A 14,004-nucleotide genomic window follows, 5' to 3' on the forward strand; every position below is an offset into this window, starting at 1 on the left:
AAATAAATTTTTATCCTTACTTGAAAGATATTTGATATTTAGGACTGGGATGGAGTTGAGGTATTGAACGATTTAGCTGTAACTGTTAGTCCCTCAATAACAGATTTTGGGAGTTCTGTAGCTAGTGCAGTTTTAATTTTTGCATTGCTTACTAAATAGCTCTCTGTCAGTTTTTGAAGCCGTTCTGAATTAAGAGGTAACTTCAATATGTCACCAACTTTTGCCATTCCTTTGATTAATCCAGACGGAATTTTCCAAAGTTTAGCTCTTTTATTTGATGATTGAGCTAAAATTTCTACCACTTTATTTGTCGACAACGCTTCGTCGTCAGCTACGTTGTATATTCCGGAGTGCACTTCGTGTTCCAATAGCTGTTTGATTACGAAACAAAGGTTTTCGATACTTAAAAAAGAGCGCCTATTTTCGAAAGCAGCTAAGGGGTATGGAATACCTTTTTGCACGAATTTATGAAGCAAATTCAAATTTCCTTTGTTACCAGGCCCATGGATCATACAAGGTCTTAAAATATAATATGATTTACCTTCTGGAAGTTTTTGCTCTTGAATATATTGCTCAGCCATCAATTTAGACTTGCCGTAGTCCGTTTTTGGACTAGGTTGATGGTCTTCAGTTAAAACGTTGTCAACACTATCTGCAGCGGCCTTTACAGAACTAACGAAAATAAATTTCTTTGCGCCAGATTTCAAGAACGCATTGTAAAGTTTTTTTGTCAATTCGTAGTTAACCTGATAATACTCCTCCGGGTTCGAAGTTTTTTTAAGATCGTGGGCTTTACCTGCAAGATGGATAATTGCATCGGAATTCTCTAATCGCTCAATTGCTAGATTGCTTAGCTGTTCGCGGGTAAGTTGGTCCAGAGTAAAATCATCTTTTAGATAAACCAAAAGATTTTGGCCAACGAAGCCAGATAAGCCAGTGATTGCTATTTTACACATTTTTTGTCATTTAACTTACTTGGAATAAATTGAGGGAATTCACAATCATAACTTTCATTTAATAATAGACAATAACTACCCTATTAGAGGTATTTCACAATTGACCTGGTCATTTCTTGATTTATATTTTCTCTCTTGAATTTTTCAACAAATCCCTCCCTAAACTCATTCTTATAAGTATACTCTTCTAGTTGAGCAACCATATCAGAAACATCGCCGGGGAGAAATAAAATTTTGTTTGAGATATTTTTCCTGATAAATTCATTTGCAAACCCTGCAACACCTGCAATTAATGGCTTATCATATGCAGCTAGTTCAAATATTTTTGAAGGAAGAACTTTTTTAAACGCATCATAGTCATTTAAATGAATGAATAGATAGTCTGATTTTTCATAAATCTTAAGGAGTTCATTGCGCTTAATAGGTTCCACAATTTCAACGTTTTTCACTTGCATTCGTTCCAATTCATCTAGCAATAGTTTCTTAGCTCCTCCATCTCCAATTAGTAAAAATTTAAATTTTGCTCCTAGCCTATTAGCTGCTTCAGGAACTATTTTGTGTAAACCCTGCCCTTCTCCAAAATTTCCGGCATAAGTAATTAATTTCGAATCGCTATCGTTTGGGGCAGAGTTAGGTAAGTCTAGAAATATGTCATCGATGCCATTAGGGAAAAAAGTGTAATTTGCTGAAGGAAACTTTTCAAAATACCCTTTGAACCCTTCCGAGATAAGATTGATATGCACGGCATAATTAAACACCTTTCTTTCAATCAATCTCAATGCTGGCAATGCCGATAATTTAATTAATGGATTCTTTATCACATCATTTAATGTATCTGTAAAAATGTCTCTAATATCAAGATACAACGGTATTTTTTGAGACTTTGCAATAGTGTAGCCTAGGTATGCTGTAAAAAGTCTAGAGGATGAAGCTACTACCAAATCGTACTTTTTTGATTTAATTAACTTCTTCGTTTCTGCAAAATATTCTTTAAATGAGAATATTTGATCCCTCATGCCACTCTGGTGTTTAGGTATAGCTATCCTATATATATTGATGTTACTGCGTACTTCAAACCTAGGTGCATCTGCTTGAAAAGTACTATATCTATTCGGGAGTGTAGTAATTACGTCCAACTCTGCTTCCCCTTCTGTTTGTACCCCAAGCTCTTTAATTAATGGCGAATTACGAAATGAACCAGCACATAAATCAGGTTCAAAATAAAAGCTTAAATATAAAATTCTCTTCATCTTATTTTAAAAATGTTACCTGTGATGTTAATTGATTTTGAAATTTAACAATCACTTTTTTCGCAGATCTATAAATGTTAAAACCACTTGCAAACTCATAATCTTCTACCCGTAAATCTATTAGGTTTATATCTGCAAACGATAAAGTTGCATTTGTGTCAATTAAAACCACATTATCTTTAACGATAACCGACTGACAATTTGGATGAAAATGAAAATTTGCCTCTCCATAGCCATTACCTATTTCATCTAGTATAAAAATTTGAGAATCAGAGAAAATGAATTCACGTTTATGGAGTATTCCAAAATTAGACAAGTAACCATTATGAGTAGCAGTTAACTTAGATTTACTAGCCTCAATAGTACTAACAACAGCACGTTTACCTACCCTAAAGCCTCCCCAGACTTCTGATTGGTTGATATTCGAAACCACGACAGTATTATGAGCAGCAGTAGAACGTTCCTTATTTCTTTTTTCACCAATTTGGTATGTTGATGTTCCCTGTTCTACTAATAAAGGGTTGTTTTTGTAGTAAAGAATAAATGATAAAGCATCTGCGTGGCTATGTCCAGGCTGGTAATTAGGTCCAACAGCGCCTATATCAACAATACACTTGTAATTGGGATAATTAAAAGTTCTATAACCTGAATTTTTTAGTTCAACCGAAACAGAATTATCAATTTTTAAATGCGCAGCGTAGTCTAAAAGTTCCTTAGAACTTAGCGCTATCAAATCGGCGCTATCATTAAAATGAGGAATATCTCCATTAGAAAAGGTGATCTCTTTTAAAAAAGCACACATTTTTGCTGCCTTTTTGTTTAAAAACCTTAAAAACTCCTCATCCTCATTAATTTTGCTGTACCAATCGATAAGTTCTAATACCCTAAATAAAATAATCTGATGATACATAGGGCTTAACTCAAAATGGCAACCATCATCGAGTATTTGTTCGTCCAACTCTTTATATAAAATAGACTTGGCTTTTTTTTTCCATTTGTCTTCATCAAAAAAATAACCACCCATCATCAATGCAAAGGAATTCTCCAACAAATGGTTTCCTAATAAGTGATATTCCAGATTTCGATATAAATATTTGAGTTGAGCCTTTATTTCTGCAAATAATGACGTATCTGTTAATTTTTCCCGAGATAGGAATCTGATCGTATTTATCACTCTTAACGAGACAGGATAAGGCTCCAATTTTAGCCTACCTTGTTTTAACCATATACCAATATCTTTAAGCCAAGCTAATTTTACTTCTTTCGTTAAGTAAGGATCGTTTAAATAATTTAGGTATTGAAGATTATAATTCCACAGCTTACCAAAACCTTGATAATTCCAATCAATATCTTCATCAAACGTTTTCTTTAAGTTCAAAAAACTAAACTCCCCAATTTCGGTAACATGTGTTTTAGGGAATGTCTCGCCTTCAAAAGCTAAAAAATTGAGTTCATTAGAGTTTTCGAATTTATTGAGATAAAAATTGAGATCTCTAGAAGGCTTTAAACGATAAAGAATTTGATGAGAAATCTGAGTAGGTTTTAGATATTTAACAGTATTAAATAATAATCTGATTTTTTTTAACATTCAGCCTTATTTTACTATCGATAACAAATGGCTAACAATGCGTTCAGCAGTTTTTCCATCCCATAGTGATGGAATACTTCCTTTTTTCCAATTACCTGCAAATAGATTTTCCATTGCAGGTTTGATAGCTTTAGGATGGATGCCTAGAAGCTCATTAGTACCTATTGAAATGGTTTCTGGTCTTTCCGTGTTATTTCTTAAGGTCATACAAGGAACCCCCATAACAGTAGTTTCTTCTGTTATGCCTCCAGAATCGGTAATTACAGCTTTGGCTTTTTCTACCAAATAGTTAAATTCCAGATAGCCTAACGGTTCTATAAAGAAAAGATTTGGTGCCTTAATACCCAAATTCTCAAGGTTTTTAGCCGTACGAGGATGTACCGGAAAAATGATGGGTATGTTGCGGCTATTTTTAATGATCTCTTCCATTAAATATTTAAGACCATTTTCCTGATCTACGTTAGCTGGTCTATGTAGGGTTAATACTAAATAATTTCCCGGCACAAGCCCTGCTTTATCCCAAATTGTTGGCGCAACAAATCGAGGTCTATTTTTCAGCAATGTGTCTATCATAGTATTCCCTACAAAAAATATTCTTTCTTCTGGAATACCGGATTTCCTCAAGTTATCATTTGCAACTTCAGATGTAGTAAAGAAATAGTTAGTAATCGCATCCGTCACCAATCGATTTATCTCTTCAGGCATGGTCCAATCATCGGATCTAATGCCTGCCTCTACATGAGCAACTGGAACTTTAAGCTTTTGTGCAGTAATGGCACAGGCCATAGTTGAAGTTACATCGCCCACAACTAGAACGAGATCTGTTGGATTTGAAAGCAATTCTTGTTCAAATCTAATCATGATTGCCCCCGTTTGTTCAGCTTGGGTACCACCTCCTGCTTCCAAATTAGCATGGGGTGAAGGGATATTTAATTGATCAAAAAAATCTCCAGACATTTTTTGATCAAAATGCTGTCCAGTATGGATCAATCTAAAATCGATTTTTTTACTTTCTATTTTTGCTTTTTGAATAGCATGAATTATAGGGGCAATTTTCATAAAATTAGGTCTTGCCCCGGCGATTATCGTTATTAACATTACTTTCTTGTTTTTACTTTTAAGAGATGTCGATCCATTTTTTATTCTTAAGACTTTCAATAGCGGCAAATGATGCTTTCGTTGTATTTACAAGTTCATCAAAAGGTATTAGTGGACTACCTCCATTTTTTAAGGAAGCTACCAATAATTGGAATTGATTTTCATGACCTTTATCAATTCTTGTTTTAAGCTTAGAAAAATTCTTAAATCCAAACCCTTCAGTAACTCTAAAATTGTCCATAGTAAGGGTTCTCTCTTGAGAGTAGATTTCTACCCTTTCTTTAGAATATGCTTTAGACCCATTCGAGAAATAATTGATTACTCCTGTACTACCGTTTTCGTAAGCTAATAAAATAGACGCATTATCTGTATTTTCTTGCGGATTTATTCCCATCGCATTCATACAAACCGATTTCACTTTACTTCCAGTTAAAAAAGTAATTAAATCTATATAATGACAGGCTTCTCCAATAATTCTCCCTCCACCTATTGTTAAATCATGAACCCAAACACTAGGCGGAATATAACCTGCATTCATAGTAGCAATTACATTCATGGGAGACTTACCTACTAGGGATTTCATTTTTTGGATGTGAGGAGAAAACCGCCTATTAAAACCCACTGTTAAAGTTTTACTACCTGTATAAGCCTCAATAATTCTATCAAGTTCATCGGCATTTAGAGCTAACGGTTTTTCAACGAATACATGCTTATTTGCATTAAGTGTTTCAATTACTGTTTGGGCGTGTTGGTTATGTCTAGTCATTACCATAACCATCTCTACAGCCGAATCATTTAATATTTCTTGATAGTCTGTAGTACTTTTAGCAATCCCATATTTCTTGGCCAAAGTTGTTCCAGATAATCCACCTCTACTCGCTATCGACATCAGATTGCCTTTTGCCTTCTTTAATGCGGGCAACATGGTCATCTGAGTAAAATTTCCAGCTCCTATTATACCTATTCCTCCGATGCCTGGTTTAAATTCTCCATCTGACAAAACAACAGTACTTAAGTTCTTACTATTTTTATTATAAGATAGAATAGAGGCAATTGAATTCCCACTAGAAGCCATGTTATCATAGATCTGAGCATAATCTTCTAAATCTACGCGTTCTGTTATTAAAGACTTCACCTCAAGTTTTCCAGACGAAATTGCTTGTAAAACAGCTTCAAAGTTTCTCTTTTCTGTCCATCTTACAAATGGCAATGGATAATCTCTACCTTTTTGTTCATAGTTCTCATCATATCTCCCAGGTCCATAAGAACATGACACTTGAAAACTCAATTCCTTTTCATAAAAATCAGCTCTACTAATATCTAGGCCTGTAACTCCAACCAAAATTATTCGACCTCTTTTTCTGCTCATTTTAGCAGCCTGTCCAATAATTTCATTAGATTTAGCTGAAGCGGTAATTATTACTCCGTCGGCACCAATTTCGTTAGTAATATCATTTACATACTTAATTACATCTGTACCATCTTTAGGATTTACAGCTAACACACCTTTTGAACGAGCTATTTCAATTTTACGTTCATCTAGGTCTATACCTATTACTCTACAGCCGTTTGCTATCAGTAGCTCCGCTGTAATAATACCTATTAATCCTAATCCAATGACAACAATGGTTTCTCCGAGAGTAGGATTACATAATCTTATTCCTTGTAAGCCAATTGCTCCAATTACTGTAAAAGCCGCCTCTTCGTCTGAAACGTTTTCTGGAATTGAGCATACTAAGTTCTTTGGAATAGACACAAATTCGGCATGATGACCATTTGATGCAACTCGATCACCTATTTTAAATTCACTTACTCCTGCTCCAATACCTATAACTTCTCCAACATTACAGTAGCCCAATGGCAAAGGACTTCCTAATTTATTAAATACGGCTTCTAAAGTTGGCATTAGCCCATCCGTCTTAATTTTATCCAAAACTTGTTTTACCTTATCTGGCTGTTGTCTAGCTTTCTGTATTAAATTCGCCTTACCAAATTCGACTAGCATTCTTTCTGTACCTAAAGATACAAGGCTTTTAGTTGTTCTTATTAATACACAGCCCGCATCTGCTATTGGAGCAGGTACTTCTTCAAGAATTGTTTCTCCTGTTTTAAATGATTGTATAATTTGTTTCATAACTTACTTAGATGCTTCAATTAACATAAATAATCCGTGCTCTGGGAAAAATTTCTTGATCAAGTAGCTTGGCCATATAAACCTTGCTATTGAAAGAAAAATTCCACGGTGTCTCTGGCCCGAACCAGAATCAGTTTCTAACAGGTCTGCATGCGTTAGGACTGTCTTTATTTTAACTGTTTTAAACTTTTTAAATAGCTCTGCGGCTTCAATTTTAGAATATGCTTTTGTTCCTGGGCTTTCAAGTTGGTCAGCATAAATATCTGATAGTTTTCTAAATGGCCTTAGTTTCATCAAGCCATATCTTATCCAAAGCATATATCCTACAAAACTATTAGTATGATAAATCATAATTTTTGCTTTCCCATTCTCCTTTAGAATTCTAAATATTTCATCAATTGCTTTAGGTGTATCAGGAGAGTGGTGTATTACCCCCCAAGAGTAAACAACATCAAAAAAAGAATCTGTAAAAGATAAGGCTTCTGCGTCGCCCAGAGATAAATTAGATTTTAATCCAAATATTTCAAAACGCTTGCGGGTATTTTCTATCGCTCTATCCGTTAGATCAATTCCGTAAAGGTCTGCTCCATTTTCTGCAAAGCGTTGATGGTCTGCCCCGAGCCCTACTCCAATCTCAAGAACTTTTAAACCATTTACCGATTCAAAACCTGCAAAAGGAACAATATATGGCTCTAATTTATACCTTTTAATAGATTGATTTTTGAAAGCGTCAAGCTCGTTTGAGCCGTGAAGATATTGCTTTTCTCCACAAGAGGCTTCATTCCAAAAGTTCTTTACATCTTCCTTTTTTCTTTCCAAACTAGTTATCTATAAATTGCCTACTCCATGATTCGAAGGCCATTAACGCCAAAACAATATAAGAGCCATCAATTTGACCAGATTTATTTTTATTTAAGAGTGCTTCCACCTGTATTGGATTAAAAACTCCTCTTTTTTTGATACTCTCAGCAGAAAGATAGTCTTCTACCAACGTATTCATGTCATTTAATATCCATTTTCGTAAAGGAACCCCAAATCCTACCTTAGGCCTATAAATTATATCTTTAGGCATATAGCGCTCCATTACTTTTTTTAGAATATACTTTGTAGTCTTCCCCTTCATTTTCAGATGGACAGGGATCGTTGTAGAGAACTCTACCAGCTCTTTATCTAAAAAAGGAACCCTAACCTCTACACCAGCAGCCATACTCAATTTATCCGTATAATTTAAGTTATGATCCACCAAAAACGTCTTCAATTCCCAGTATAAACTTTTATTTATATCAGATTTCTCCTCTGATATATTATTTAGCAAGCTCATAAAGTAATCACTAGGAAGATAGTTTTGTATTCTAGCTTTAGCTGAGTCTGTAAAGAGATTCATTACCGATTCATTGTCCAGCCATTCAAAATAAGAATAAAGTCTCTCATTTTTGCTTTTGGCTATATTTTGAGCAATTTTTTTTATCCTACGACTACTTGTTGAGTTACTTTTAACTGCCATAATTTTTTTACTAGCAAATTGTCTAATGGCAACCGGAAGAAGCCTTATGTATTTTTCTAAAATTATAGCTTGGTGTCTTCGATAACCCGTAAAAAGATCATCTCCAGCTGTCCCTCCTAATAAAACTTTATACCCATCAAGATTAGCCCTTCTACATATATTCAATACGTTAAGTGCTGCCAAATCCGCTTGAGGCTCATCTAGGTGAAAAATCATTTTATCAAATTCCTGTAAGATTCCTGCATCAGCCTCTACTTCTACCAAATCCAGATTCCATTTATCGGCAAGTTTTCTAGCATATTCCAGATCACTGCCAATGCCTTCACTTTCCTCCGATTCAAAATCTGTTTTTATAGTATAACACCTCAATCTTTCATTTGGCCTAATTCTTTTCGCCATTGCAACAATTGCACTAGAGTCTAGTCCTCCAGACAAGAAAAAGCCTACTGGCACATCTGATAGCAATTGTCTTTCAACAGCTTTGTATAATTTCTCATCTAATAAATCTAAAATTTCATTCTCTGTTCTTTTTAATCTATTTCCATTAAAGGGGATATCATAATATTTTCTAACCTGATATTGTTTGGGATTTGTTACAATTAACTTAATATAATGCCCGGGTAATAGCTTTTTTACTTTTAAAAATGGTGTTAATTCTCCTGGCGACCATAGTAAAGAGGTATAGTTAACCAAACTGTTATAAGCTATCTCTTTATTTAGTGCAGGATCTGCCAAAAAAGACTTCATCTCTGAAGCAAAATAGAACTTATCTCCCTCTATGTAGTAATATAATGGCTTTACTCCAAAGTGATCTCTTGCAATAAAAATCTCTTTGGAGCTGTGATTAAATACAGCAAAAGCAAAGATTCCATTTAACATATTCAACAATTCTTCTCCGTATTCTATATATCCATATAAAAGAGTTTCCGTATCTCCGGTGGAATGAAAAGGATATTTATTGATCAGTGACGATCGAATCTCTGCATGATTATATATTTCTCCGTTAAAAATTATCGTATAATTACCATCTGCCGAGTGCATAGGCTGACTTGCACTTTGGCTTAAATCTTGAATAGCTAGACGTTTATGTCCCATAGCCATGTTCTCTGCGATAAAAACACCTGCCCCATCTGGCCCCCTATGTCCCATAAGATCAATCGCTTGATCAATATACTCTTTCGAATTTTCACCTATTAAACCTACTATGCCACACATATTTTTGGAGTTATTTTAAATTTTATACTAAATAATGATATCATTTAAACTGCGATATAAAAAAGTTATCAGTACTAAAACAAGAAATGCAGTTATCATGACAAAAAAATCCTTATAACCTTTCTTGAATTCTGGTTCATATTTCGAGGAATACAAAAAGGTTAATAGGCAATACGTTAAGTAAGTTAAAAAGATACCTATAGACGCACCAAACATTCCTTTAGATATAATCAAACCGTAATTTATTAGAATACAGAAAACAGCAACAGAAGAAGTTATAAGTGAAAGGGACTTATTTTTTCTTAGAGCAAATAGAATGTTAGAGTAGATATAATAATATCCCAGCAGATAAAAACCGAGGTATATCAATAAGAAATCGAAAATAAAAGTCGAAATATTAATGTTTATTTTTTTTATATAAGCTTGATCTATAAAAATACCTGCTAATAAAAAACAGTAGAGTAAAACACTTGATATTGTATAATAAATTAAAAACTTACTTCTTAATGTTCCCGTAATCCATTTGTTATAATTTTTAATAATTTGTTGGGGAATAACTATACCAATACCACTATTAATTATCATCAATACCATAGCGACATTAAATACCTTACTATACTGCCCTAATTCATAGTCTCCTAATAATTCTTTAAGTAAGAACCGTCCAGAACTAGCAATTAACCAAAGTGCTATAGAATGGGGGATTAATAATATGGAGAACCTAATTGCTTCGGCTAAAGAAATAATATATTCTTTAAGTCTATATCTAGTTATTATCAAATGGTATATTATTCCAATGCAACTGAACCATAGTATTTGAAGGAGAAGATAATCGTACAGTTGTTTGCTATTTGTGAAATAGTTGTAAGCTACATAAATCACTAGTAGTCCTAATGTTTTACTAATAGAAAATGTAAAGAAAGTCCAATTTTTCTCAAATGCTCTAAAAACATTTAGAATCATATTATGCCAGGCCTCTATACTAGCTAAAAGTAAAATCCAAGTATATATAATGCCCACGTTAATGTTTGTAAGCATCCATGCGGTTAAAGCGACTATAATAGCTATTATAAGTAAAGGCTTTAAAGATTTATGGTATAAATATAATCCTTTGCCTGGATCATCTGCTCCTTCTCTGCTAATAGCAACTATAATATTAAGTGAAAGTATTGGAGCCAATAACTGAAATAATAGTTGTGCGTAACTGTAAAGCCCGAAATCTTGAACAGATAGGATGCCGAGAAGAAAGGGCATAAGTAATAATATCGCCCCTCTATTAAGACCTACCGAAAGACCATAAATTATTAATTCTTTCCTCAACTAACTAATTCCTTTCGACTTGTCTTTAATAATGTCTATAATACTTTTCATTGGATATCGGTGATAGTATAACACTTCAATGCCTACTTGCTCATATTCTACTCCTAATGTAGATTCGTATGATACAACTAAGTCTACCTCTGGAAAAAATGTACTGTCTTCTATCAAGAAAAAAGGATGGTCTTTTTGAAGTCTATAATATTCCTTTTTGGGTAGTACTGGATGGGGCTTCAAATAAATATCTACCGATACGCCATGCAGTTCTTTTATTAATTGAATTTCTTTATCCAAAGTAAGCACAGAATTACCAATTATTAAAAGTGACGAATTTTGCGATTTTTGAATACTTCCCAACTTGATTTTGCCTTCCAAGTACAGAATTTCAGGTGTTCTCATGAAAATTTTATTTTCAAAATGAGGTCTCTGATCTGGCGCAATTAAGTATGCTTTTTTAATTGTTCTGTACCTAACGATAGGAATTACGTTTCCCTCTTCGATACCGTGTTGCACAAAAATTTTATTCTCTACTGGTAAATATTCACAAAGTACAGCCCATCTATCAAAATGATTGGCAAACCATATTTCCTTTAAAGACATATTATTTAGCGTAAACCAAGCTACAAACCATTCAAAAGCGGTATAATTTTGAAGTTTATATATAAAATCGACTTTCAATTTTTTAACTAAAAAAGACGTTGAAAGACTAGCTCTGTATGCTCTAAATAAAATTTTGATTGTACTGAATTTACTAAGCATTAAATTACCCCGCCCCTTATAGATAGACAGGTATTGAGTGGGTAAATTAGCGTTCAAAATCTTTCCAATTTGTTCCTCAATTCTAGGTGTAAAAACCAAAACCACACGATTATCGATTGTATTTTGTTTATTCTCTAAAAGCGATAAAATACAACCATAGAAAAATTTACATGTAGTAATAATTATAAATAAAACTGGCCATAAGAATGCAAAAAAGTATATAAAAACCTTGAATAACTTAGGATACTTGCGAACCAATCCTTGAATTTTATGAACTCTTACTAACTTGTAGTCAATAATTTTGTTTATACCAGAAAAAGCCAAAGCTATTTCATCTCCCTGTATTTCACTTTCAATCGCAAGCTTATATGCGGTTAATGCTCTTTTCAACTCTTACTACTCCTTAGATTTACTGACTTAATTAGAATTACCCAAAAAACATAGGCGGTAGGCCATATGTAAAAGATATTCAAAGAAAAACCACACAATAGCAAGGTCATATAAGGAAATATTAATGCTGGCTGTAGGTAATACATTTTATATACTGAGAAAAGGAGTACCCCACAAAAAATAATCATTCCAATTATACTAGTATCTCCCCATAGTTGTATGTATGCATTATCTACAGTAAATCCCTCCTTATCATAGAAAGGGAATAGAAAGTTTTTTTTGACATCATCTACAAAATCCACCATCTGTTGTGCCCTAATTTCTCCCGTTTCCAGAGAAACCTCTCTACCACCTCCATCGCTCGTTTTACGACTTAATTGCACATAAAACGCAGCAACTGCTAAGAGACACGAAATTGATAAAAATTTCAGTGTATTTCTTTTTATTGAATACGTATTTAATATGCGAATGGTAGATTTAAAAACAACATACAGCAAATACATTGCAAGTACAACAAATCCCGTCTTTGATCCGGTTAGGTATACTAAATAAGAACTATTCAAAAAAATAATTCCTGATAAACAATAGCTTATAAATGTTCTATGTTTTGTATTCTCTATAATATAATAATTTAACAGAGCTATCAATAATCCTGCATTGTTTGGATTTATAAATACTGAAGAAATTCTAAAGGAATCACCACCCGCAACTAAGTAGAATGCTTCAAAAATGCCTTTTAACACATAAAACTCGACATACCCTACCACAGACGTAAAAAGCAAAGTGAATATTGCCACTTTTCTCCAATTTACAATATCAATCACCCTATCTAACAAAAGTATTGTTGCAGGAAAAAAATAAGGAATGAATTTACCTAAAAGTTGGGCTGGATTAGTTTGAACATAATAATTAGAGATAAGCAGTAGAAAAAATAAAAAAAAACCTATCAGTGTTATTAGAAATACCCTTTGAATAGAAATCTTGTTAAAATTAATTGCGATTAGTAGCAAGACTATAATATATTTAATCCACTTTAATGGACTCTCTGGATTTTGTATATCTTGAGGAAAGAAAAAATAGATTATCCCATGGAGCAAAAACGCATATATAAATAACAAAGAAATACTACTTTGTGCTTTCTTTAAAAACTTGGCTACGAAAGGCATCCTAAATTAAATTCCTCTTATCAATCTCGCAGGATTTCCGGCAAAAACAACCCTATCCGGTACACTTTTAGTAACTATTGATCCTGCTCCTATTACGGCATTTTCTCCTATTGTAACCCCTGGTAAAATAATAGCATTCGCTCCTATCCAACAGCCTCTTTTTAATATAACCTGTTTAGCTTGTTCATGTCCTTGGTCAACAATTAATTTACTACCATCTGAAAATCGATGATTCTCAACATAAATATGCACACCAGAACCAATTAAAACGTCATCTTCAATAATAATAGAGATACTTAAGGTGTTGGTCTCGCCATGCAACATTGTCAACGGCCTAATAACCACGCTCTTACCGATAACTATTTGACTACAACCAACAGCATAGGCTCCCGGTCTAAATTGTGATCCTTTATCGAATTGCTTAAACTTTCGTTCACAAATTCTCTTCATTGTTGACGAAAAATATAGCTTCCAATGGGTAAAAGGAATATCCGGACCTAAACGATCACAATTTAAATCAAACTTTCTCTTTAGTAGAAAATCAGATATTAATGACATTTAGCACTGATTAATCATCTAATCCCTTACCCGCAACGTTATGCCTCAATTTCCATTGCCCGTTCTCAT

At 33.6% G+C, this 14,004-nt stretch carries 11 protein-coding genes; all 11 read right to left on the reverse strand.

Annotated features, from left to right (window positions below; genetic code table 11):
- Nucleotides 1–38 precede the first annotated feature (38 nt).
- On the reverse strand, nucleotides 39–956 hold the full coding sequence (locus tag AC23ME_RS00335; protein WP_487725758.1) for an NAD-dependent epimerase/dehydratase family protein: 918 nt from the start codon (nucleotides 954–956) through the stop codon (nucleotides 39–41).
- A gap of 83 nt (nucleotides 957–1,039) precedes the next feature.
- A complete protein-coding gene (locus AC23ME_RS00340; RefSeq protein WP_487725759.1) occupies nucleotides 1,040–2,206 on the reverse strand; it encodes a glycosyltransferase family 4 protein in 1,167 nt (388 codons plus the stop codon).
- Between the two features lies 1 nt (nucleotide 2,207).
- Nucleotides 2,208–3,794: a heparinase II/III domain-containing protein gene (locus AC23ME_RS00345; RefSeq protein WP_487725760.1), complete on the reverse strand. Its 1,587-nt coding sequence runs from the start codon at nucleotides 3,792–3,794 to the stop codon at nucleotides 2,208–2,210.
- 6 nt (nucleotides 3,795–3,800) lie between these two features.
- Nucleotides 3,801–4,892, reverse strand: a complete 1,092-nt coding sequence (gene wecB, locus AC23ME_RS00350; RefSeq protein WP_487725761.1) for a non-hydrolyzing UDP-N-acetylglucosamine 2-epimerase — start codon at nucleotides 4,890–4,892, stop codon at nucleotides 3,801–3,803.
- A gap of 19 nt (nucleotides 4,893–4,911) precedes the next feature.
- Nucleotides 4,912–7,026, reverse strand: coding sequence for a bi-domain-containing oxidoreductase (locus AC23ME_RS00355; RefSeq protein ID WP_487725762.1), 2,115 nt, complete (start codon nucleotides 7,024–7,026; stop codon nucleotides 4,912–4,914).
- A 3-nt stretch (nucleotides 7,027–7,029) separates the two neighbouring features.
- The gene (locus tag AC23ME_RS00360) at nucleotides 7,030–7,845 is read right to left on the reverse strand and encodes a class I SAM-dependent methyltransferase (RefSeq protein WP_487725763.1); all 816 of its coding nucleotides are present in this window, start codon (nucleotides 7,843–7,845) and stop codon (nucleotides 7,030–7,032) included.
- A 1-nt stretch (nucleotide 7,846) separates the two neighbouring features.
- The gene (asnB, locus tag AC23ME_RS00365; protein WP_487725764.1) at nucleotides 7,847–9,745 is read right to left on the reverse strand and encodes an asparagine synthase (glutamine-hydrolyzing); all 1,899 of its coding nucleotides are present in this window, start codon (nucleotides 9,743–9,745) and stop codon (nucleotides 7,847–7,849) included.
- Nucleotides 9,746–9,772: 27 nt separating this feature from the next.
- A complete protein-coding gene (locus AC23ME_RS00370) occupies nucleotides 9,773–11,065 on the reverse strand; it encodes a lipopolysaccharide biosynthesis protein (RefSeq protein WP_487725765.1) in 1,293 nt (430 codons plus the stop codon).
- Entirely contained in the window at nucleotides 11,066–12,211 is a 1,146-nt protein-coding gene (locus AC23ME_RS00375) for a hypothetical protein (protein WP_487725766.1), read from the reverse strand.
- Nucleotides 12,208–13,377 carry a hypothetical protein gene (locus AC23ME_RS00380; protein ID WP_487725767.1) on the reverse strand — a complete coding sequence of 390 codons (1,170 nt, stop codon included), beginning with the start codon at nucleotides 13,375–13,377 and terminating at the stop codon, nucleotides 12,208–12,210. Before AC23ME_RS00380 ends, AC23ME_RS00375 begins: the two co-directional genes overlap by 4 nt.
- A 6-nt stretch (nucleotides 13,378–13,383) precedes the next feature.
- Nucleotides 13,384–13,935: an acyltransferase gene (locus AC23ME_RS00385; protein ID WP_487725768.1), complete on the reverse strand. Its 552-nt coding sequence runs from the start codon at nucleotides 13,933–13,935 to the stop codon at nucleotides 13,384–13,386.
- Nucleotides 13,936–14,004: the final 69 nt, after the last annotated feature.

The organism is Pedobacter sp. T50_32 (assembly GCF_057652195.1).